The 23,667-nt window shown below is 64.8% G+C and carries 15 protein-coding genes; 12 read left to right on the top strand and 3 right to left on the bottom strand.

The window, feature by feature from the left end:
* Positions 1–14: 14 nt before the first annotated feature.
* Positions 15–3,197, bottom strand: coding sequence for a TonB-dependent receptor (locus VN706_07145; protein ID HXT15390.1), 3,183 nt, complete (start codon positions 3,195–3,197; stop codon positions 15–17).
* Between the two features lie 285 nt (positions 3,198–3,482).
* Between VN706_07145 and uxuA the strand changes: the two genes are divergently transcribed.
* From uxuA to VN706_07125, 4 genes are read left to right on the top strand one after another with little or no spacing between them, the layout of a single operon-like run.
* On the top strand, positions 3,483–4,520 hold the full coding sequence (gene uxuA / locus VN706_07140) for a mannonate dehydratase (GenBank protein HXT15389.1): 1,038 nt from the start codon (positions 3,483–3,485) through the stop codon (positions 4,518–4,520).
* A gap of 44 nt (positions 4,521–4,564) precedes the next feature.
* On the top strand, positions 4,565–6,202 hold the full coding sequence (serA, locus tag VN706_07135; GenBank protein ID HXT15388.1) for a phosphoglycerate dehydrogenase: 1,638 nt from the start codon (positions 4,565–4,567) through the stop codon (positions 6,200–6,202).
* Complete coding sequence (locus VN706_07130; protein HXT15387.1) at positions 6,193–7,584, top strand: FAD-binding oxidoreductase; 1,392 nt, start codon at positions 6,193–6,195, stop codon at positions 7,582–7,584. The genes serA and VN706_07130 overlap by 10 nt, the downstream gene beginning before the upstream one ends.
* Positions 7,581–8,243, top strand: a complete 663-nt coding sequence (locus VN706_07125) for an HAD-IB family phosphatase (GenBank protein HXT15386.1) — start codon at positions 7,581–7,583, stop codon at positions 8,241–8,243. The genes VN706_07130 and VN706_07125 overlap by 4 nt, the downstream gene beginning before the upstream one ends.
* Positions 8,244–8,353: 110 nt before the next feature.
* Here VN706_07125 and VN706_07120 read toward each other — a convergent pair whose 3' ends face one another.
* Positions 8,354–10,555, bottom strand: a complete 2,202-nt coding sequence (locus VN706_07120; protein ID HXT15385.1) for a GDSL-type esterase/lipase family protein — start codon at positions 10,553–10,555, stop codon at positions 8,354–8,356.
* A gap of 64 nt (positions 10,556–10,619) precedes the next feature.
* On the opposite strand from VN706_07120, the gene VN706_07115 reads away from it, so the two are divergent.
* The 8 genes from VN706_07115 to VN706_07080 all read left to right on the top strand — a co-directional run bounded on the left by VN706_07115 (position 10,620) and on the right by VN706_07080 (position 21,440).
* Positions 10,620–11,429 carry an SDR family oxidoreductase gene (locus tag VN706_07115; protein HXT15384.1) on the top strand — a complete coding sequence of 270 codons (810 nt, stop codon included), beginning with the start codon at positions 10,620–10,622 and terminating at the stop codon, positions 11,427–11,429.
* 94 nt (positions 11,430–11,523) lie between these two features.
* The gene (locus VN706_07110) at positions 11,524–12,765 is read left to right on the top strand and encodes an enolase C-terminal domain-like protein (GenBank protein ID HXT15383.1); all 1,242 of its coding nucleotides are present in this window, start codon (positions 11,524–11,526) and stop codon (positions 12,763–12,765) included.
* Entirely contained in the window at positions 12,765–14,906 is a 2,142-nt protein-coding gene (locus VN706_07105) for an alpha-glucuronidase family glycosyl hydrolase (GenBank protein HXT15382.1), read from the top strand. Before VN706_07110 ends, VN706_07105 begins: the two co-directional genes overlap by 1 nt.
* A gap of 148 nt (positions 14,907–15,054) precedes the next feature.
* Positions 15,055–16,221 carry a xylose isomerase gene (gene xylA, locus VN706_07100; GenBank protein ID HXT15381.1) on the top strand — a complete coding sequence of 389 codons (1,167 nt, stop codon included), beginning with the start codon at positions 15,055–15,057 and terminating at the stop codon, positions 16,219–16,221.
* Positions 16,222–17,700, top strand: coding sequence for a xylulokinase (xylB, locus tag VN706_07095; GenBank protein ID HXT15380.1), 1,479 nt, complete (start codon positions 16,222–16,224; stop codon positions 17,698–17,700).
* A complete protein-coding gene (locus VN706_07090; GenBank protein HXT15379.1) occupies positions 17,697–18,764 on the top strand; it encodes an ABC transporter permease in 1,068 nt (355 codons plus the stop codon). Before xylB ends, VN706_07090 begins: the two co-directional genes overlap by 4 nt.
* 56 nt (positions 18,765–18,820) lie before the next feature.
* Positions 18,821–19,867 (top strand): substrate-binding domain-containing protein, encoded by a 1,047-nt coding sequence (locus tag VN706_07085; GenBank protein ID HXT15378.1) that lies wholly within the window; start codon positions 18,821–18,823, stop codon positions 19,865–19,867.
* Between the two features lie 37 nt (positions 19,868–19,904).
* Positions 19,905–21,440 carry a sugar ABC transporter ATP-binding protein gene (locus tag VN706_07080; GenBank protein HXT15377.1) on the top strand — a complete coding sequence of 512 codons (1,536 nt, stop codon included), beginning with the start codon at positions 19,905–19,907 and terminating at the stop codon, positions 21,438–21,440.
* 72 nt (positions 21,441–21,512) lie between these two features.
* On the opposite strand, the gene VN706_07075 is transcribed toward VN706_07080, so the two are convergent.
* The gene (locus tag VN706_07075; protein ID HXT15376.1) at positions 21,513–23,465 is read right to left on the bottom strand and encodes a sialate O-acetylesterase; all 1,953 of its coding nucleotides are present in this window, start codon (positions 23,463–23,465) and stop codon (positions 21,513–21,515) included.
* Positions 23,466–23,667 lie beyond the last annotated feature (202 nt).

Genomic DNA, 23,667 nt, shown 5'->3' with positions numbered 1-23,667 from the left:
TCAGATCTCCGCGCTCAGTAGGTCAGATTGATGCCGAACGTGATGCTCTTGGCCAGCGGATACGCGCCCACGTCGATGCCGCGGTTCACGTTGCCGATGCCAAGGCTGCTCACGTCCGGGTTGAAGCCGCTGTAGTGCGTCCACGTGTACAGGTTGGCGCCGGTCACGTACACGCGCGTGTTCGACAACCCGGCGCGGGACAACAACCGCTCCGGCACCGCCGCGTCGAGCGTGAGGCTGCGCAGCCGCAGGAACGAACCATCCTCGAGCAGATCGCTCGTAATGTCCGAGCCGATCGTGCCGGGCGTGAAGTTCACGCGCGGGAATTTCGCGTCGGGGTTCGTCGGCGTCCACGCATCGGTGAATCGGTCCGCGACGATGTTCGTGCCCGGGCTGCCCTGCTCGAGACGCACGTTGTTCATGTTGAGGATCTTGTTGCCGTACACCGCGTCCATCATCGAGCTCAGACGGAATCGGCCGAACGAGAATGTGTTCTGCCATCCCGCGGTGAACTTCGGATTCGGGTCGCCGATGATCGTGCGGTCGTGCGCGTCGATGCGCCCGTCCGGAATCGGACGGCCGAGCGTGTCGGCGACGTCGAGCAGCTTCACGTCGCCCGGATTCCACTTCGTGCCGCTCAACGGCTTGACCTGCGCCGTGTACGTCGCGGCCGACGCCGAGTCGCGAAGAATGCCGCCCGCCTGGTAGCCGTAGAACACACCGAGCGGCTGGCCAACCTGAATGAGCGTGCCGAGCAGTTTGAGATCGCTATTGATGCTGTTGGCGAAGATCTGCTGCACGCCGCCCAGGTCCAGCACCTTGTTCTTGTTGTGCGAGTAGTTGAGCGTCGACGTCCAGCCGAGCGCGTGCGCCTTGGTGTCGAGAATCGTGAGCGTCAGGCCGAGCTCGTAGCCGTTGTTCTGCACGGCGCCGACGTTCTGCAGCGCGGTCGTGAAGCCGCTCTCGAACGGCAGGTTGACGGCGAGCAGCAGGTCGCTCGTCTTCTTGCGATACATGTCGGCCGTGAAACTCAAGCGTCCACCCCAGAGCCCAAGATCGGCGCCCAGGTCCAACTGCCGCGTCGTCTCCCATCCGAGATTCGGATTGCCGATCACCGCGGTGAAATACCCCGGCACCACCGTGCCGCCGAACGTGTACTGCTGCGGCAGCAAGTGCGCCATCGACTGATACGGACGAATCGATGGATTGCCGGCCAGTCCGTACGACGCGCGGAACTTGAGCAGCTCGATGCTCGGATGCTTCGCCATGAACGGCTCGTCCGACACGCGCCAGCCAAACGCCGCGGACGGGAAGAAGCCCCACTGATGGTCGGCGCCGAAACGCGATGATCCGTCTTCACGACCCGTGACCGTGAACAAGTACCGATTCGCCAACGTGTAGTTCACGCGTCCGAGATACGATGCGAGCGTCCAACGCGTGTGGCTCGACCCGACCTGCGGTCCACCCGTCTGCGTTCCCGCGCCGATGCTCTCGAAGTTGTCGATGTCGCTGACGAACTGGCTGTTCTGAATGTTGCTGTTGACGAGATCACTCTGCTGCCGCGTGTACCCGGCGATCGCGCTGACCTGATTCAGGCTGTTGTTGAAATCGCGATCGAAGCTCAGGAGGTTCTCGTTCAGCCAGTTGGTGGTGTTCGTCGTACCGCGCTTCGCGTAGCCGTTCGTCTGCGAACCCTGGAGCGTCGTGCGCGGGAAGTACGTGTCGCGCGAGCGGTCGCCCAGATCCGCGCCGAAGGTCGAGCGGAACTTGAAGCCATGAGAGAACTGATATTCACCGGCGCCGTTCGCGAGAATGCGCGTGTCGCCAATCCGGTCGACGACGTCGTTCGCCATCGACACGGGGTTCGGGATGTTGGTCGGCTGGAGCACCGACGGGAGATTGCTCTGGCCCATCAGCGTGTACGCGCCGTTGGCCTGGCGAACCGGCAGAATCGGGAAATAATCGATCGCCGCGCCGACGGCGCCCGCGCCAGCATTCAACGACCCATCCGTCGGCACCGAATTACTGCTCACTCGGCTCACCGATGCGGTGCTCGAGAGATGCAGATTCTCGCCGACGTTCTGATCGAGATTGGCGCGCAGCGAGACGCGGCGGAACGAGGAGTTGATCACGACGCCCTGCTGCTGGAACACGCCGCCAGAGAGCGCGTATCGCGTCGCATTGAGGCCGCTGCCGCCACCCGTCACGCCCACTTGCAGGTTGCTGATCGGCGCCGACCGGAAGATGAGCGATTGCCAATCGGTGTTGGGCAGCGTGTCCGGATTCGCGAAGAGCACGCCGGTGCCGTTGTTCACGGACCACGTGTTCACGAACTGCGCGAACTGCTGCGCGTTGAGCAAGTCGTAGCGATGCGCCACGCTCTGCGTGCCGGCGTAGGAGTCGATCGTGAAGCGGGGCCGTGCGGACTGGCCGTGCTTCGTCGTGATGATGATGACGCCGTTCGCGCCGCGCGCGCCGTAGATCGACGTGGCCGACGCGTCCTTCAGAATTTCGATCGACTCGATGTCGTTGGGGTTGAGCGCCGAGAGCGGATCGGAGGGCACGGTGGTGCTCGCATCACGGCCGCCGTCGCTCGGATTCTGCGCATCCGGATCGTTCTCGATCGGGAAGCCGTCGATGACGTAGAGTGGTTCGTTGTTGCCGGTGACCGACGAGCCGCCGCGAATGCGAATCGACAGAGCGCCGCCCGGCGCGGACGACGCCTGCGTCACCATCACGCCCGGCGCCGCGCCTTGCAGCGTCTGCTCGAGCGAGAGGACCGGCGTCTGATCGACGTTCGGCGTGACCGACGCGACGGAGCCGGTGAGGTCGGAGCGCTTCTGGGTGCCGTATCCGACGACGACGACCTGATCGAGGGTGATCGTGGCCTGCGCCATCGAAAGATTCACGGTGGCCGTCTGGCCGGCGGCGACAGTGACGGCCTGCTCGGTCGGCGAGTATCCGATGCGCGCGGCGCGCAGGTGCTGCGCTCCCGCGGGCACTTCATTAATAGTATATCGTCCGTCGACGCCGGTCCGGGCGCCCAAGGTGGTGCCGGAGATGGTGATGGAGACGTTGGCGATCGGGGCTCCCGCGACGCGGTCGGCGACGATGCCGGTGATGCGGCCGGTCCCGCCGGCTTGTGTCGTTTGTGCGATGAGCGCCGGCGGTGGCGTCGTCGCTATGGTGAGGAGCAAGAGAGGGAGGGGGACCGCGCTACGGATGACAGCTCGCAGCAAGTTCATGCGCACATCTCCTGGCTGGCTGGCCGGCGATGCCGATATTGTTCGTAAAACGAACAATATCGGCCGAAGGAGGGCCGCTGACATCCCGCCACGCCAGCGGCATATTGTTCTTCTTAGGAACTAAACCTTGGGCAATATGCGTCACATACCAAATCGGCGCCATATCCCCCGGCCGCATCGACGATTAAGACGGTCGACCACGGCACGAATTCATCAAATCAATACCCGGCGCCACCCATGCGCATGACCCTCCGCTGGTTCGGGCCAGCCGACCCGGTCCCCCTCGCGGCAATCCGCCAAATCCCCGGCGTCCACGACATCGTCAGCGCTCTCTACGATATCCCGGTCGGCGAACCCTGGCCCCGCGTCGCGATCGAACGCCTGGCTGAAACCATCGACAGCGCCGGCCTGGCGCTTTCGGTCATCGAGAGTATTCCTGTCCACGAAGACATCAAGCTGGGACGGCCCACGCGCGACCAGCTCATCGACCAGTACTGCGCGAGCGTTCGCGCCATGGGCGACGCCGGCGTCCGGGTGCTGTGCTACAACTTCATGCCGATCTTCGACTGGACGCGCACCGATCTCGCGATGCGCCTTCCCGACGGCTCGACGGCACTCGCGTACGATCACGCCGCGCTCGCCCGCATCGATCTCTCGCGCGGCACCGGCGATCTCCCCGGCTGGGCCACCGCATACGATGCGAGAACTCTAAACTCGCTCGTCGACGCCTACCGCGCCGTGAATGCCGAGGCGCTGTGGGAACATCTCGCGTACTTCCTGGAACGCGTCGTCCCCGCGGCCGCGAGCGCGAACGTCCGCATGGCGATTCACCCGGACGATCCACCGTGGCCGATCTTCGGCCTGCCGCGCATCATCACCGACGCGGCCGCGCTCGAACGTCTCACGCGACTCGTTGATCACCCCGCCAACGGTATCACGTTCTGCACCGGCTCACTGGGCGCCGCTGCAACGAACGACCTCCCGGCGATGATTCGCAGCCTCGGCGCGCGCGGCCGCATTCATTTCATGCATTGCCGCAACGTGCGGCGAACCGGCGACAAGCAGTTCCATGAAGTCCCACATCCGTCGCACTTCGGTGACGTGAACATGCTCGAGGTCATGCGCGCACTGCGCGACATCGGGTTCGATGGGCCGATGCGTCCCGATCACGGACGCATGATCTGGGACGAGCAAGGTCGCCCGGGCTACGGCCTCTACGATCGAGCGCTGGGGGCCATGTATCTGCAAGGATTGTGGGAAGGCCTCGGATCCTGAACCGTGCATTCTCCGACCCATCGTGCGATTATGATGGATCGCCAATGCAGACCAAGAAACTCCGCATCTACGTCACCGACGAAGTCGACCCGCAGGGCGTCGAGCTGCTGCGCGCCGAGCCGTCGTTCTTCGTCGATGAGCGTCCAACGCGACCGTGGACCGAGCTCGTCGGCGAGATCGGAGACTACGATGCGTTCATCGGCCGCAGCGCGACGAAGGTTCCCGCGGAATTGCTGCGCGCCGCGAAGCGGCTCCGCGTCATCGGACGCGCCGGCGTCGGCACCGACAACATCGATCTGCCCGAAGCCACCGCGCTCGGCATCGCCGTCATCAACGCACCGAGCGGAAACACGATCTCGGTGGCTGAGTTGTTCTATGGATGTCTGTTGTCGTTCGTGCGGCATCTTCCGCGCGCGTTCAGCTCCATGCGTGCGGGACGCTGGGATCGCAGCGATCTGCTCGGCACCGAGATCAAGGGGCGCACGCTCGGAATAGTCGGGCTCGGGCGCATCGGTGGCGAGATCGCGTTGCGCGCGCAAGCGTTCGGCATGAACGTCATCGCGTACGATCCGTACATCCAGCGCGAGCGCTTTGAGTTGCTGCGTGCCGAGCATGCGGAGACGCTCGAAGAGTTGTTGCCGCGCGTGGACATTCTCACCGTGCACACGCCGATGACGGACGAGACGCGCGGCATCATCGACGCGGAGGCGCTCGCGCTTCTCCCCGACGGCGCGATCGTCGCGAATTTTGCGCGCGGCGGTATCATCGACGAAAAGGCGCTCACCGACGCGCTGGCGAGCGCCAGACTCGGGGGTGCGATGCTCGACGTCTACTCGAAGGAACCGCTCGCGCCGGATCATCCATTTCGCACGAACGACCGCGTGCTGTTGACGCCGCACCTCGGCGCATCGACTGCGGAAGGTCAACGCAACGTCGCGGTGGACGTCTGCGTCGCGGTGCGAGATGCGCTGCTCGAGGGGGAGCTGTCGGGGGCGGTGAATCTCGCCGGCGCGGATCACGGACGGTGGCGCGATCTGCGGGGCGGACTCGCGCTCGCACGGCAAGCGACGTCGATCGCGCGCGCGTTGCTCGCGAATCGCGGCGCGCGCGCCATCGATCAAGTCACGCTGCATGTCGGTCGGCGATTCGCCGGCGCGGAAGGCTTGCTGGCGGCATCGGCAGCCGCCGGCGTGCTCGCGCCGATTGTGGGCGACGACCGAATCAATCTGATCAACGCGCGTGCACGGGCGAGCGAACGCGGCATCGCGCTCGCGGTGGTGCCGCTACAGTCCAGTGAAGATGAACACGCGGTGCGTGTGACGATCAGTGGCGCGGGACAGCAGATGATGGTTGGCGGAGTCGCGCTCGCCGGCGCCGCTCCGCGCGTCACGCGCATTGGCGAGTTCAAGGTAGACGTCGCGCCGCGGCGCACGCTCGTCGTGCTCAACAACGCCGACGTACCGGGCGTGATCGGTCACGTTGGAACCATCCTTGGCAACGCAAAGATCAACATCGCCGAGTATCATCAGGCGCGCATGTCGCAAGGCGGCGAAGCGTTGGCGGCGGTGACGGTGGACGGCAATGTGCCGAATCATGTCTGCCGGCAATTGCTCGAGATTCCTGGTGTGCGCGCGGCGACCGTGATCGATTGTGGCGACGGCGAGGCACCGTCGTGGAGCTGAGTCGGGACGCCGACGTCAGATTCTCGTACGCGCGCGACGCATCAGGGTTGGAGATGATTCCCGACGCGGTCGCGCGTCCGGCGAGTGTGGCGGACGTGATCGAGGTGGTGCGAAGCGCGCGCGCGGGCGGTGCGAGCATCACGCCGGCGGGCGCGCAAACGAGCACGACAGCCGCATCGATCGTCGATCGCGGTATTCTCGTTTCGATGCGCGCGATGTCGCGCGTGATCGACATCGACACCGAGGCGCGCACCGCTGTTGTCGAGCCGGGAGTCACCATCGGCGCGCTAAACGCCGAGCTCGCGTCGCTCGGCCTGCGCTTCACGCCCGATCCCACGAGCGAGAATGAAGCGACGATTGGCGGCGCCATCGCGTGCAATGCATCAGGCGCGCGCTCGCTCCGTTATGGCGCGACTCGTCCGCACGTACGCGCGGTGACGATCGTCAACGGCGATGGAGAGGTCGTCGAACTCGCGCGGCCGCGGCTCGAGAAGAATACCGTCGGCTTTCACGCGGTGCAGGATCCCGTCGACTGGATCGTGGGTAGCGAGGGAACGCTCGGCATCGTCGTGCGGGCGGAGCTGTCACTCGTGCGTCGCCCCGCGCACGAGATCGGATTGGCGATTCCATTCGCCGGCGAACAGGACGCGCTGCGATTCGTCGTCGCCGCGCGCGAGCAGACGGACACGCGCGCGGGTCCGCACGCGGAATGTCTGGAATACTTCGATGGGCAGGCGCTGGCGATCGCGCGCGGACACATTGGGCAACCGCGCTGGATGGACGGCGCTGCCGCGCTGGTCTATCTCGAGCAGGCGTTCGGCGAAGACGAGGCACGTGACGTTTCGCTCGATGCGTGGCTTTCGCTCGGCGAACGATTCGGCGCGAGAACGGATGACATCGAGGCGTACGAAGATGCGGCGGCCTTGCGCGATGCACGGCGATTTCGGCACGCCGTGCCGGCGTACATGAACGAGAAGGGCGCAGCGCGCCGACCGTTCGGCGGACGGAAGGTATCGACCGATTGGGCCGTGCCGTTCCGTCGATTGCCGGAAGCGCTCGATGCATCGCGCCGCGCGATCGACAACGCGAAGGTGGCGCCGCCGGTGACGTATGGACACGCCGGCAACGGGCATCCGCATCAGAATTACATCGCGCACGATGCGGAGGAGCTGGCGCGTATTTCGACCGCGGTCGAGCAAACGATTCACGCCGTGCTTCGCATGGGTGGCACCGTGGCTGCCGAGCATGGGTTGGGGAAACTCAAACGCCATTGGCTCGCGGCGCAGCTCACGCCGTTGCAACTCGACGTGATGCGCGCGATGAAAGCCACGCTCGATCCGCGACGATTGTTCGCGCCCGGCAACGTGTTTCCACCAGAATGACGCGTTACAAGACGCTCATCCTCGACGCCGACTCCACGGTGGCGGGCATCGAGGGGATCGACTGGCTCGCTCGGCGTCGAGGCGACGCGATGGAGCGGCGAGTCGCCGCGCTCACCGACGAGGCGATGCGTGGCGATATCCCGCTCGAACAGGTGTATGGGGCGCGACTGAATGCCATTCAGCCGACGAGGCAGGACATCGACGCGTTGTCGCGCGCGTACGTCGAGGCGATCGCGCCCGGGTGCGTAGAGTTGGTCGAAGCGGCGACGAACGCGGGCATTCGCGTTTTGTTGATCAGCGGAGGTCTGCGGCCCGCTCTCGTGCCTTTGGCGCGCGCGGTCGGGGTCGCCGAGTCGAATCTCTACGCGGTCGAGATTCGTTTTCAGGACGATGGTTCGTATGCTGGCTTCGACGAATCGTCGCCGCTCACCACGACGAATGGAAAGCCGGTGGTCGTCGAGCGGGCGCAATTGCCGCGGCCGATCATCGCGGTCGGCGACGGGTCAACTGATCTCGCGATGCAGCCGGTGGTTGATTGCTTTGTGGCGTTTACGTATTTCGTGGCGCGAGAGGCGGTGGTGCGGGGTGCCAATGCGGTCGCGCGAAATTTTGCGGATGTCGCGCAATTGATGCCGCTTGTCATCCCGAGCGAGCGTTAGCGAGTCGAGGGACCCCCTTCTCAGCGGAGCGCTGCGTAGAGCTCCTCCGTCGGGACGGGGGTCCTTCGACTCCGGCGCTGCGCGCCTTCGCTCAGGATGACACAGGGGGCTCAATTCGGCCGCTTCGCGCTCGGATCCCCCGTCGGCGGCGGCGCATGATCCGTCTTCGCCGGCGGTCCGAGCAGCTCCGTGAGAATCGGCTTCAACGCATCCGCCCAGATCTGATAACCTTTGAGCGTCGGATGCAGTCCGTCGACCGTCATGCCGTCGAGCAGCTTGCCATTCGCGTCGGCGAGCTTGTCGTTGATGTTGACGTAGCGAACGGTCTTCCCATCCGCGAAGCGCGCGATGTTCGCGTTGATGCGGTTGATCTCGGGCACCACGGCGAGGTTGTCGCTGCGCGGAAAGATGCCGGTGAGGATGATCGTCGCGTTCGGCGCCTTTCGGCGACAGAGATCGAGCAGCGCCTTCACGCCGCGCGTGATGTCGGCCACCTTCTCATCGCCGCCCGGCGTGCGCCCGACATTGTTGGTCCCGCCGAGGATGACGATCACCTTCGGATTTACGCCATCGAGCTCGCCGTTCTCGATCCGCCACAACATGTTCTCGATGCGGTCGCCGCCCCAGCCGAAGTCGGCGGCGTTCCATCCGAAGAAATTGGATTTCCAGTTCTCTAAAAAGGTCGGATAATCCGTGGCGCCCCAGCGGCGCGTGATCGAGTTGCCCTCGAAGTACACGTCGATCGTGCCCTGCGTGCGCTTGGCGAGCAGTTGCTGGTGCGCGAGCATCGAGTTCGCATCGGTCCGCGGCGCTGGGCGATCCGCCGGTGGTTCGCGTCGCGGTTGCGCTTCGGCCTGAACGACAGCGGGGCCTGCAATCGCCGGCGCCGGCGTATACCGCCGATTGAAGAAATAGTCCGCCCACGAGAGGAAGTATTTCCAGTTCGGCGCATCGGTATGGCCGCCGTCATGCTGCCGCCAGGCAAGCTCGCCGTCGAGCAGACCAACGTTCACCGGAGGCATTCGCTCCTTCATATAATCGTCGGAGACGCCAAGTCCTTTCGCGCCCAGCAGGCGGAAGACCGGCTGTGCGGCGACGGCCGCCATGTAACTGCCTTGATGGTCGAGCCATTTGGCGTCGCCGCGCTCGGGAACGCCGTAGCTCACGAACGTCAGGCGCGGCGCGCAGAGCGCGAGCAGCTCGTGCGAGTCGACCGGAAGATCGTTCGGCGTCTTGCTGCCGAAGCTCGCCTGCGACGCGCCGTACTTCAGGAAATTGCCGGCCATCCAATGGTACTCACCGGTGCCGGTGAGACTCTCGACGGCTTCGCCCCAATTGCGGCGATGCAATTTCGCGCCGCCTTCACCCGACGATCCGATGAGCACGGCGGCGAATCGCTGATCGAACGCCATCGCGACCAACGCGGCCTTGCCATATCGCGACACTCCTTCGACCCCGACGCGTTTGGCGTTTACGGTCCGATCCGTCTCGAGATAGTCGAGCAGTCGCGACGCACCCCAGCCCCACGCGCGCAATGCGCCCCAGTCGTCCGGTTTGCGCGGCTGGCCTTTGTTCGCCAGACCGATGATGCCTTTGGTCAGCCCGGCGCCGTTGTCGGCTTGTACAGTTGTTGGATTCAAAAACGCGAAACCCCAGCCGTCGAGAATGAGCTGGTCGGTCGCGGGCGCGTCGCTGCCGGGTGCAGGTGGCGGCGGAGTGAATGGATTCGGGCGCGCACCCGGTGGCGCGGGCCGGCCGAGTGCCTGCGCGAGCGAGCCGGGGCGAAACATGATCATCGCCGGGACGGGCGCCTTTGCATTGGCCGGAACGACGAGCGTCACCGGTATGTCGACGGTAATGTCAGGATACTCTGAATTGTCCGCGTGGCCGACGAGTTGTGTGCCGATGACAGGCCGCCCGGCGATCGTGCCCGTGTCTGTCTCCGTCACCGTCCACGTGATCTTCGGCGCGTTCTTCGGCACGCGGCCATACACTTCCCGCGAGAACAACTCCACCAACTCGGCGCGACGCTGCGTCCATTGCTGGCGCGTCGTGACCTTGCGGCCGTTCTCGAGTGTCAGCACATCGGGCAGCGACGTGAAGGGATTGGCCTTCGCTTCGTCGTAGTTGGCGTGATTCGGATCCTGATCGTTTCCACTCGGCCCGGGTCGGAGCGCGGTGATGTGGAGCAGGTCCATCATGCGATGATGGTCTTGCTGCGCGGTGAGCTCGACCGGTGGCGCGTGCTGGGCGTGGCTCGGTCTCGTGGCAGCGAGGACACCCAGAACGACGATGAGTCGGCTCGAACGCATGGCTGGACCTGTGGGCGAGGGCAACATAAGATGATCTTATCAATTCTTCTTCGCTAGACTCGGAATGACATCCTTCGACATCACCTCGCGCGTAGCGCTCGTGACCGGCGGCTACGGTGTGCTGGGCAGCGGGATGGCGCGCGGACTTGCCGCGGCGGGCGCGCGCGTCGCGGTGCTCGGACGACGTGCCGACGCCGCGCAGAACGAAGCGCGCGCAATCACCGATGTGGGCGGTCAAGCAATCGCCGTCGTCGCCGACGTGCTCGATCGCGATCAAGTGCGCGCCGCGTGCGCGGAGGTCGTGAAGAAGTGGGGCAGCATCGACATTCTTGTCAACGCAGCCGGCGGCAACGTGGCGCGCGCCCGCAGCGACACCATGAGTGTTTTTGAAATCCCGCTGGACGCGTTCGACGAAGTGCTGCGGCTGAATCTCCACGGCACCGTCGCGCCGACGATGGTCGTCGGCGAGCAGATGGCACGCCAGCGGCGGGGATCGATCATCAACATCTCGTCGATGGCGGCGATTCAAGCGTTGAGCGGCGTGATGGGCTACTCGGTAGCCAAGGCCGGGATCGACAACTTCACGCGCTGGCTCGCCGTCGACATGGCGCGCCGCCACGGCGACGGCGTCCGCGTCAACGCCATCGCGCCGGGCTTTTTCATCTCGAAGCAAAATCGCGCGGTGCTCGTGAATGACGACGGCAGCTACACGCCGCGCGCGCAGGACATTCTCCGCCAAACGCCGATGGGCCGCTTCGGCCGGCCCGAAGAGTTGCTGGGCGCCGTACATTGGCTCTCGAGTGACGCGTCGTCGTTCGTGACCGGGACGGTCATTCCGATCGACGGCGGGTTCAGCGTGTTCAGTGGTGTCTGAAGACCCTTGACAGGATGCCACGCCCGCGCAAAGATCGTGGGTGATAATATGACTTGATCAGGTCACCCCCGACCTGTTACGCCTCCCCACCTGAATGAAGATCATCGACATCAGGGCGACACCCGTCACCGTGCCCCTTGCCGCGCCGTTGCGCCACGCCAACGGCTGCCATTGGGGACGCTTCGTTCGCACGGTCGTCGAGGTCGAAACCGACGACGGTTTGATCGGGCTTGGCGAGATGGGTGGTGGCGGCGAAAGCGCCGTCGCGGCGATTCATGGACTTCGCTCGTACCTCCTTGGCAGAGACCCGGCGCGGCTCGAGGAGATGCGCTTTCTGATCGCGAATCCGACGGCCTCGCTCTACAACAACCGCACCCAGATTCTCGCGGCCCTCGAGTTTGCGTGTCTCGACATTCTCGGCCAGAAGTGGGGCGTTCCAGTTTCTGAAATACTCGGCGGCCGGTTGCGCGATCGCGTCCCGTTCGCGTCGTATTTGTTTTTTCGCTATCCGAACGGCGACGGCGCGAACGAAGTGCGCACCGTCGATCAGTTGGTGCAGGAAGCGATCGATCTCAAGCGCGAGTACGGTTTCTCGACGCACAAGCTCAAGGGCGGCGTGTTCTGTCCCGAGTACGAGCTGGAGTGTTATCGCGCGCTGTCCGGCGCGCTGCCGAACGATCGCCTGCGCTTCGATCCGAACGGCGTGTGGTCGACGGAGCAGGCGATCGCATTCGCGCACGCGATCGAGGATGTGAACAACGACTATCTCGAGGATCCCGTCTTCGGGATGCACGGCATGCGTCGCACGCGCGAGCAGGCGCGCATGCCGCTGGCGACGAACACGGTGGTCGTCGGCTTCGAGCAGCTCGCGTCGAACGTGCTGCACACCGCGGTCGACGTCATCCTCCTCGATACGACCTTCTGGGGCGGCATTCGGCCGTGCGTAAAGGCGGCGGCGATTTGCGAAGCGTTTCAGCTTGGCGTCGCGGTGCATTCGTCGGGTGAGCTTGGCATTCAGCTCGCGACGATGCTGCACCTCGGCGCGGTGATTCCAAATCTCACATTCGCCGCCGACGCGCACTATCACCACTTGATGGACGACGTGATCGTCGGCGGCCGCATGTGCTACTGCGGCGGCTCGATGGCTGTGCCGACGGCGCCGGGACTTGGCGTGAAGCTCGACCGCGACAAGCTCGGCGAATATCACGAGCTGTTCATGCGGCTCGGCACCTATCCGTACGATCAGGATCCGCTGCGGCCGGGCTGGACGCCGACGATTCCCAACCAGCGGTGGGCTGATCCCCAGGACGACCGGGTTCCTGCGATCCCGCGCTGATGTGGCGCGCCCGTTCGCTGGTCTTCGGGTTCGCGCTGTTCGCCGCGCCGGCTAGCAAAAGGCCGCCCGCCGAATCCGGCTACGATCTGTGGTTGCGCTACGCGCGCGTGGACGATCCCGCGCTGCTGCGCGAGTATCGCCAGGCGTTCGCGCATGTGAGCGTGGATTCGAATTCGCCAACGATGGACGTCGTGCGCGCGGAGCTGTCGCGCGGATTGCGTGGACTCCTCGACACGACGGTGATCGTCGATGGCGACGATCGACACGCGGGCCTCATCGTCGGGCTGCCGGTTTCGGCCAACGTGGCGCGCGACGGCTTCAGCATCACGCGCGACGTGAACGACGGACGCACCGTCACGACGATTCGCGCGAGCTCCGACTTGGGCGCGCTGTATGGCACGTTCGCGTTCCTGCGCGAGCTCGCGATGCACCGTCCGTTGAATGCGCTGGCGATGGCCAGCGCACCGCACGTGCGGCGTCGTGTGCTCGACCACTGGGACAATCTCGACGGCTCGGTCGAACGCGGATACGCCGGCCGTTCGTTGTGGGAGTGGGACAAGCTTCCCGCCGTGATCTCGCCGCGCTACGTCGACTATGCGCGCGCGAACGCGTCGATCGGCATCAACGGCGCCGTGCTCACGAACGTCAACGCGAATGCGCAGGTGCTGACGAAAGCATATCTCGAGAAGGTCGCGGCGCTCGCAAACGTGTTTCGGCCCTATGGAATCATCGTGTATCTCACGGCGCGATTCAGTGCGCCAATCGAAATTGGCGGGCTGAAGACGGCCGATCCGCTCGACGCCGGCGTGCGCGCGTGGTGGCGCGACAAGGTGAACGAGATCTACCAGTACGTGCCCGACTTCGGCGGCTTTCTCGTCAAAGCGAACTCGGAACGACAACCAGGTCCGCAAGACTATCATCGAACGCACGCCGACGGCGCGAACATGCTGGCCGACGCGCTCGCACCGCATGGCGGCGTCGTGATGTGGCGCGCGTTCGTCTACAGCAACGACGTGCCGACGGACCGCGTCAAGCAAGCGTATGACGAGTTCAAGCCGCTCGACGGCGCGTTTCGCGCGAATGTCCTGCTGCAGACCAAGAATGGGCCGCTCGACTTTCAGCCGCGCGAGCCGTTTCATCCGCTGTTCGGCGCGATGCCGAAAACAGCCCAGATGGTCGAATTCCAGATTACTAAAGAATACCTCGGCGAAGATACCCATCTCGTATATCTCGCGCCGTTGTTCAGCGAAGTGTTGTCCGCCGATACCTACGCGAACGGCCCCGGCTCGACGGTCGCGCGGGTCGTCGACGGGCGATTGGATGGACCGCGCGAGACCGGCATGGCGGGCGTGTCAAACATCGGCAGCGACAGCAACTGGACCGGCTCGCAATTCAACCAAGCGAACTGGTACGCGTTCGGGCGTCTGGCGTGGCTCGATACGCTGTCTCCCGCGACGATCGCCGACGAGTGGATTCGCCAGACCTTTTCGAACGACGCCGACATCGTCCGGAGCATCGAGCACATCATGCTGGTCTCGCGCGAGGCGGTCGTGAATTACATGACGCCGCTCGGCCTCGCGCACATCATGGGCTCGAACCATCACTATGGGCCCGCGCCATGGGTGCGGTTGGCGCGCGCCGACTGGTCGCCCGTCTATTTCCATCGCGCCGATTCCGTGGGCGTCGGGTTCGATCGCACGGCCACGGGAAGCGATGCCGTCGCACAGTATTTTCCGCCGGTGCGCGATCGCTACGCGAATCGCGCCACGGTGCCGGACTCGTTGTTGTTATGGTTTCATCATGTCGGCTGGACGGAGCGCCTTCGGTCGGGCCGAACATTGTGGGACGAGCTCGCGCTGCACTACCAGGCGGGCGTCGATACCGTTCGGTCCATGGGCCGGCAGTGGAACGCGCTCGACGGGCGGATAGACGATCGACGGTTCGCCGAGACGCAGCGTGACCTGTCGATTCAGGAGCGCGAGGCGCGCTGGTGGCGAGACGCGGTGCTTCAGTACTTCGGTACGTTTTCGCACTTGCCTCTGCCAACGGGTGTCGAGCCGCCTGCGCATGATTTGAAGTACTACATGGCGGTTCCGTGTCCGAAAGATCCGCGGAAGCCAAGGTGTGATGAGGTTCCTTAATGACCCTGACCGCGTCATCCCGAGCGAAGGCGCGCAGCGCCGGAGTCGAGGGACCCCCTTCTCAGCGGAGCGCCGCCGATGGCGTCTCCGTCGGGACGGGGGTCCCTCGACTCGCTGCGCTCGCTCGGGATGACGAGAGATTGTACCGATGACCACCCCCTACACCCCACGCCCCGAACACCACTTCACCTTCGGCCTCTGGACGGTCGGCAACATCGGCCGCGATCCGTTCGGCGATCCCGTCCGCGCACCGATCGCGCCGACGCGCATCGTCGAGAAACTGGCCGAGCTTGGCGCCTATGGCGTGAACCTGCACGACAACGATCTCGTGCCGCGCGATGCGTCCGCGGCCGATCGCGATCGCATCGTGAAGGAGTTCAAGAAGGCGCTGGCCGACAACGGTATGCGCGTGCCGATGGCGACCACGAATCTCTTCGGCGATCCGGTCTTTCGCGACGGCGCGTTCACCAGCAACGATGCACGAGTCCGTCGCTACGCGCTCCAAAAGACGATGCGCTCCATCGACCTGGGCGTCGAGCTCGGAGCGGAGACGTACGTGTTCTGGGGCGGACGCGAAGGCGTCGAGACGAACGCGGCGAAAGACGCGCGGGAAGCGGTGAAGTGGTTCCGCGACGCGATCAACTTCCTGTGCGAGTACGTGCGTGCGCAGAAGTATTCTCTAAAGTTCGCGCTCGAGCCAAAGCCCAACGAGCCGCGCGGCGACATCTATCTGCCGACGATCGGCCACATGCTCGCGTTCATCTACACGCTCGACCATCCCGACATGGTCGGCCTCAACCCGGAGGTCGCGCACGATCAGATGGCGGGGCTCGACTTTGCGCACGGCGTGGCGCAGGCGCTCGAGGCCGGGAAGCTGTTTCATATCGACCTCAATGCCCAGAAGCCTGGCCGTTTCGATCAGGACCTACGCTTCGGCAGCGAGGACGTGAAAGCGGCATTCTTTCTGGTCAAGCTGCTCGAGGACGCGGGCTGGAAAGGCATGCGTCACTTCGACAGTCATGCGTACCGCACCGAGGACGAAGCCGGCGTGTGGGATTTCGCCGCCGGAAGCATGCGCACCTATCTCATTCTCGAGGAGAAGGTCGCGCGCTTCAATGCCGACGCCGAGATCCAGGGCATGTTGCGCGAGCTCGGAACGCGCGGGGCGGCGCCCGGCCAACGGATTCGCTACAGCGACGGCGAAGCGCGTTCGATACGCGACGAGCGATTCGACCTCGATGCAATGCGCTCCGCCGGATACGCGTATGAGCGCCTCGATCAGCTGACGATGGAATTGCTGCTCGGAGTTCGGTAGGTGGCCGATCCGCTCTTCCTGGGCCTCGATGTCGGGACGAGTGGCGTGAAAGCCGTGCTCGTCGCGCCCACGGGCGACGTCGTCGCGTCGGCGACCATGCCGCTCACGCTCTCGACTCCGCAGCCCGGATGGGCGGAGCAGGATCCTGATGCGTGGTGGGAGGCGAGCGTTGCATCGATCAAGGCGGTGCGCGAGCGCGCGAATGGCGCACATATCGCCGCGGTTGGGATCTCGGGACAGATGCACTCATCGGTGTTCCTCGACCGCACGGGCAACGTGATTCGCCCCGCATTGCTCTGGTGCGACGGAAGAACGACCGAACAGTGTCGCGAGATCGAGCAGAGCGTCGGCGGCGAATCGCGCTTGCGCGATCTCGCGTCGAATCCCGCGCTCGAGGGCTTCACGCTCCCGAAGGTGTTGTGGCTTCGGCAACATGAGCCTCAGGCATTCGCGCGACTGGCCACGGTGCTGCTCGCGAAGGACTACATTCGCTTTCGATTGACCGGCGAGCTCGCGACCGAACCATCCGACGCATCGGCCACGCTGATGTTCGATACCGCGCACGTGCGTTGGAGCAACGACATCATGCACGCGGTCAGCTTGGATGAAGCGATTCTGCCGCGCGTCGGAGGTTCTTCCGAAGTGCTGGGCCGCGTCAACGCGCACGGTGCGAGCGCGAGCGGTCTTCCCGTTGGGACGCCGGTCGTCGGCGGCGGCGCGGACAACGCATGCGGAGCGGCAGGCGTTGGCGTCGTCGCGCTAGGCGACGCCGTGGCGAGTTGGGGCACGTCGGGCACTTTGCTGGCTCCGCTCGCTGAGCCGAGTGTGGATCCACAGCTTCGCGCGCATACGTTCTGTCATGTGGCGCCGAACGTGTGGTACTTGATGGGTGTCGTGCTCAGCGCCGGCGGAGCGTTCGCGTGGTATCGCGACCAGCTTGCGCGCGACGTGGCGGGGCACCCCGACGCGAACCAACGCCTCAATGACGAAGCCGCGACGATTCAGCCAGGCGCCGAGGGCGTGACGTTTCTGCCGTATCTCCAGGGTGAGCGTACGCCGCATCGCAACGTTCAGGCGCGCGGCGCTTTCCTGGGCCTGAGTCTCGCGCACACGCGCGCGCATCTCACGCGGGCGGTGCTCGAGGGTGTATGCTTTGCGCTTCGTGATTCGCTTTCCATTCTGCAATCGCTCGGTCTCAGGCCAAACGAGCTGCTGGTTACCGGCGGCGGGGCACGCAGCGAGTTCGTGCGCCGGCTGCAGGCCGACGTGTTTGGGGTACCCGTGACGACCGTGAACCGCGAAGAAGGACCGGCGTACGGCGCGGCACTGCTCGCCGCCGTTGGTGCCGGCGCATTTCCCGATCTCGGCGCGGCGGCGCGCGCGACGTTGACGCGGCAGCCCCCGGAGAAGCCTTCGGTCCAGGCGCATCGGGCGTACGATGTACCGTACGCGCGCTTCAGAGAGAGCTACCGCGCATGACGCTTCCGTCGGTGCTCACGCGGCGCTTCTTCGCGTCGCAGGAGACGGGGTTGCTCATCGTCGTCACGATTGTCGTGGTGACGCTCGCCGCGGCGGCGGGCAGCCATGCGGACCGGCTGACCGGCGAGACGGTGAACAACTTTCTGAATTCAAATACGCTCATCCAGGTCGCGACCGACGCCAGCTTCTTCGCGATCATGGCGATCGGCGCGACGATCGTCATCATCTCGGGCGGCATCGATCTGTCGGTCGGGTCGATCTACGCGCTGGCCGGGGTCAGCATGGCGCTGGCGTTGCGCGCGCTCGGGCCGGCCAGCCAACCTACTATCGTCATAGTGGGCTTGGTCACGTCGCTGGGCGTCGGTCTGCTGTGCGGCATTCTCAATGGACTGCTCGTGGTCGGCCTCCGCGTGCATCCGTTCATCGTCACGCTCGGCACGATGTGGGTGCTGCGCGGCATCGCGTTCGTCGCCACGAAGGCCGAGAGCATTCTCGTTCCATTTCAATTGACCGGCGTCACCAAGGCGTCGCTCGGACTGCGCGGTGGACTGTACCCCGTGCCGATGCTCGTCATGATCGCCATGACCGTGCTCGGCTGGCTCTATCTCACGCGCACGGTGATGGGGCGGCACATCTTCGCGTTCGGCGGCAACATCGAGGCGAGCCGTTTCGCCGGCCTGTCGCTCGGACGAATTCAGCTTGGTGTCTTCGCCGTGTCGGGACTCACGGCCGGACTGGCCGCGTTTCTTGGCGCGAGCTTCTACGGCTCCGCATCGTCGGGCGACGGACAGGGCTACGAGTTGTATGTCATCGCGGCGGCGGTCGTGGGAGGCGCAAGCCTCATCGGCGGCAAAGGCAGCGCGATCGGCGCCATGCTTGGCGCGCTGCTCATCGTGCTCATTCGGCAGTCGATCCGCACGCTGCACATGGATCAGAACTACGAGTGGATCGTGATCGGCTGTGCGATCATCGTCGCGGTTGTGATCGATCGTTGGAGCGCGGGCGTGACGTCGCGCCGGTTGAGCCGAAGTACACAGTTGGCATCGCCCCCCGTGTCAACCTGACCCTGAGCGTAGCGAAGGGGAAGGATGATATGAACACCTAAATCACCGGAGAATCAATGCGATTTCGAATGACAGCGCTGTTCGCGGCTGCGTCGGTTGGCGCGCTCGCCTGCGCGAAGAGCGACAACAAGCCTGACTCGGCGCGTCAGGCCGGTGCGCCGGCCGCGAGCGCGGCGAAGAACGACAACGTGCTGCACATCGCGATGATCGCGAAGAGCTCGAACAATCCCGTGTTCCTCGCCGCGCGCACCGGCGCGGAAGCGGCGGCGAAGGAGCTGGGCGATCAGTATCACATGTCGATCGACATCCGATGGCTCACGCCGCCGACGGAAGATGGACAGGTCCAGGCACAACGCATTCAGCAGGCAGTGAACGACGGCGCCGACGCGATTCTGATCTCATGCTCCGATGCCGGCAAGGTCACGGGCGCCATCAATGATGCCGTGGATCGTGGCATTCCCGTCATGACGTTCGACAGCGATGCGCCGCAATCGAAGCGATTCGCCTACTACGGTGTCGACGACATCAAGACCGGCCAGATGACGATGGCCGAGCTCGCGACGTTGATGAATGGCAAAGGCAAGGTCGCCATTCTCGCCGGCAACCAGAACGCGCCGAACCTGCAGCATCGCGTTCAGGGCGCGAAGGACGAGGCGGCGAAGCATCCGGGGATGCAGGTCATTGGCGTGTTCAATCACGTCGAGACGGCGCAGGACGCGGCGGCCGAGGTCGTGCGCGTCGACAACGCCTATCCCGACATTCAGGGTTGGGCGATGATCGGCGGCTGGCCGCTGTTCGCGCAGTCGCTGCTCACCGATCAGAATTTCTCAAAGTTGAAAGTCGCCTCGGTCGACGCGCTGCCGGCGCAGCTCGCGTACGTCGACAAGGGCGTCGTGCCCGTGCTGCTCGCGCAGCCGGTGTACAAGTGGGGCTACGAAGGTGTGAAAACGATCGTCGACAAGGTGCACAACAAGAAGGACGTCCCGCAGATCATTCCGATGGATCTCGTTCGCGTCACCAAAACGAATCTTGGCGACTGGGCGCGGCAGCTCAAGGCGTGGGGCTTTACCGACGTCGATCAGAAATATCTAGCAATGAAGTAATCATGCGGAATTCCGAGCGAAGGCGCGGAGCGCCGCAGTGAGGAACAATCAACGTTCGGCCGCGGCAGTCAGCTTCGAGCAGATCACCAAACACTTCGTTGGTGTCCAAGCCCTCGATGGCGTCTCACTCGACGTCGCCGAGGGCTCGTGCCACGCGTTGTGCGGCGAGAACGGCGCGGGCAAGAGCACGCTCGGCAAAATTCTCGCGGGCATTCACCAGCCGGACGCCGGCCGTGTACTCGTACGCGGAGTTGAAGTGCACTTCAACTCACCGCGCGACGCGCTCGCTGCCGGCGTCGGGATGGTGCATCAGGAGCTCGCCTTCTGCGAGAACATGACGGTGGCCGAGAATCTGTCGCTCGGCAGCATGCCGTCGCGGCTCGGATTCGTCGATCGCAAAGCGATGGACGAGCGCGGCTGCGCGATGCTCGCCGAAATCGGCGCGGATCTCGATGTGTCGCGGCCGATGAGCGACCTGACGATCGCGCAGCAGCAGCTCGTGCAGATCGCGACGGCAGTGTGCGGCGGCGCGACGATCATCGTGTTCGACGAGCCGACAAGCAGTCTGAGCCAGGCCGAAGCCGATCGGCTGTATCGGCTGATCGAAACGCTCAAGGCGCGCGGCGTGACGTGCATCTACGTGTCGCATCGCATGCCGGAGATCTATCGGCTGTGCGACACGATCACCGTGTTGCGCGACGGCCGGCATGTCGCGACGCGCCCGGCCGCGCAGCTCGGCGAATCGGAGCTGGTGTCGCTGATGATCGGGCGTTCGCTGGGAGAGTATCTCCCCGAAAGCGGGGATCGCCCGAAGGGAAAGGAGTTGCTCCGCGTCGAGCGACTGAGCGTCTCGGGAAAGTTTCGCGACGTGAGCTTCGCGTTGCATGCAGGCGAGATAGTCGGGTTGGCGGGTCTCGTGGGTGCGGGGCGATCGGAGATCGCGTGCACGGTGTTCGGGCTCGAGACGCCGGCGTCAGGGACGATTTACGTCGACGGCGAGCCGCGACGCATTCGCGACGCCAAGGATGCCATCCGACACGGCTTGGGCCTCGTGCCCGAAGATCGCAAGCGGCAAGGTCTCGTGCTCGGTGAGAGCGGCTTGCACAACACCTCGCTCCCCATTCTCGGCCGGTTGTCTCGCCTGGGATTCGTGAAGCGCGGCGAGGAGGAGGCGCTCACGGCGTCGTATTTCTCGAGACTGCGCGTGCGAACGCCGAGTCTCGATGCGCTCGTCGCCGGACTATCGGGCGGAAACCAGCAGAAGATCGTGATCGCGCGCTGGCTCGCGGCGAATTCGAGAATACTCATGCTCGACGAGCCGACGCGCGGCGTGGACGTCGGCGCGAAGGCGGAGATTCACGCGTTGGTGCGCGAGCTGGCGGCACGCGGCAATGCGGTGTTGTTGATCTCGAGCGAGCTGCCGGAGGTGATTTCGTTGTCGCACCGCATTCTGGTCATGCGACAAGGGCAGATCGTGGCCGAGGTGGCCGGGCAGAGTGCGACGCAGGATGGGCTGTTGCGGCTAATGGCTGGGGTCGACCAGATCGGCGCTGGAGCCGTGCAACAGAACTAACGACGACCTTGTCTGCTCTTGTCGTTGTGTGTTGTTGAAGCCTTCCGGTGGCCAGCCGCGCGAAACGCCTCACTACCACCGATCAGACCTGAAGGGCGCCACCGGCAGCCCGTTCGTTCCATACAGATTCGCGCCCGCCGGATTATTCGTCCACGCATACCGCACCGCCGCGGGCGCATGCACGCGATCGCTCCACACAAATACCCGATTGCCCACAATCTTCGCGTTCGCCCAGATGAATCGCTTGTCGGCGGCAGAGAGCGCGAAACCGCCAAGGTGAGCGCCATGCATCGCGAGCTCGCCGCCCGTGAGCGACACGACAATTGTGTCGCCGCGCGTCGTGAAGGAGCGATACGCAGGCGCCGATGCATCGACCTGTTGTCCGTACGCGACGCGGCGGCCGACCAGCGCCAGCCGCGCGCCGACCTCGTTCTTGTCCGTTGGATGAATATTGTCGGCGTCGCCCAAATCGATCGCGATCGCGCGGCCGGTCGCCGGCAACGACAGCGCGGCATCCATCGCCTCGCGTTGCAGCGACCACGCAGGGTCGAGCGGCGGCACACTGTCCGGCTGTCCGAAGCCCGGCAGCTGCACCCACAGAAATGGAAAATCGCGGCCGCCGCCGGTCCACTCGCGCCGCCAGCTTGTCACGAGCGTCGCGAACAGCGCGCGATATGCGCGCGCCTGCTCGGCATTGTTCGCGTTCGATTCGCCTTGATACCACAGCACACCCTCGATCGCGAACGGCAGGATCGGGTGCACCATCTTGTTGTAGAGAATCGTCGGAATCTTGTTGATGCGTTGTCCGTCGGTGCCGAGCGTGACGCGTCCGACTCTGAATTTCCACGTGCCGTCGAGCGCGCGACGCGTGGTGTCCCCGAAGACGAGCGACGCGTTGCCATTGATGCCGCCACCGCCGCCGCCGTCGTTCACGCGAATCGCGAGGACGTTGCGGCCCGTGTGTAGCGTCGCTGCAGGCAGGCGATAGAGTCGCGTGACGTTGTAGCCGTTCGTCGCGCCAATCTTCACCCCGTTCACCCACGCGATGTCGTCGTCGTCGATCGCGGCGAGCGACAGGCTCACGCCCTTTGCGATGTCGGTCGCATCGAGCATGAACGACGTGCGATACCAACCGACGCCGTCCAGGCCCGGATATCCCTGTGATTCCCAGTATGCAGGCACGCGGATGTCGGCCCATCCACGCTCGTCGAGGGCAGGATCCGCCCAGCGCGCGCTGTCGTTCACGAGGCCGGAGTCGATCTCGGGCAAGCTGCCGACTCGTTGGCGGAGTGAATCGCGGACGGCGTTGTCGTGCGCGGCTTCGCCTTGCTGGATTGCCGTCCATGCGCTGTCGGTGAGATGCTGCGCGCCGCGCGAGATCCACGTTTCGATGTTGCTGCCGCCCCACGTCGCGTTCACGATCCCGATCGGCACCGCGACGCTCGGCCGCAGATGCCGCGCGAAGAAGTAGGCGACCGCGCTGAAATTGCCGACGTGTGCCGGGTCCGCCGGCGCCCACGATCCTCCCGCGAGCTCGTCCTCCGGCTCGCCGGCCCATGAATTAGGAACTTTAAATTCACGAATGCTCAGGTCGTTCGCGTCCGCGATCGCCGCCGCGGCATTCGCCGCCTGAGCCACGCGGAATTCCATGTTGGATTGGCCCGAGGCCACCCAGACGTCGCCGATCAGGATGTTGGCGAGGAGCAGGGAATCGCCGCTCGAGCGGACTAGGAGGGTGGTCGGACCGCCTGCCGGTCGCTCCGATAGGGTCAGCGACCATGTTCCGGCGGCGTTCGCTTGGGTGTGTGCGGAGCTGTTGCCCAGCCGGGCGTCGACGTTCGCGCCGGGCGCGGACCAGCCCCAGATCCGGATTGGTTTGTCGCGCTGTAAAACCATGCCATCGCTGAAGATACGTGGCAGCCGCAACGCCATATTTCGTCCAGCCGCTGACGAGGTTTGGGCGTCCGCGACGTGCTCACAAAGGGCGATCGAGAGAGCGACGGCAAAGAGGCGAAACGGTCGCATGGGCGCTCCGGCCGATGGTTCGGCTGTTGTTGGCACTCTTGACAGGCAAATCGGTGATCATAGAATCGTGTCACCGTATCATCTTATCAATTTCCCGTTGAGTCCGTAACGACTCCGACACGGAAATTCACGCGCTTCTGCCGCCTGTTGCCGCCTGTTACCGCTGTCTGACGCCTTCTGCCGCCTGCTGCTGCTGTCTCTC

This window comes from Gemmatimonadaceae bacterium, assembly GCA_035606695.1.
GTDB lineage: Bacteria > Gemmatimonadota > Gemmatimonadetes > Gemmatimonadales > Gemmatimonadaceae > JAQBQB01.
The sequence above is the reverse complement of the archived record's forward strand: the minus strand, read 5'-3'. Positions and strand labels throughout refer to the sequence as shown.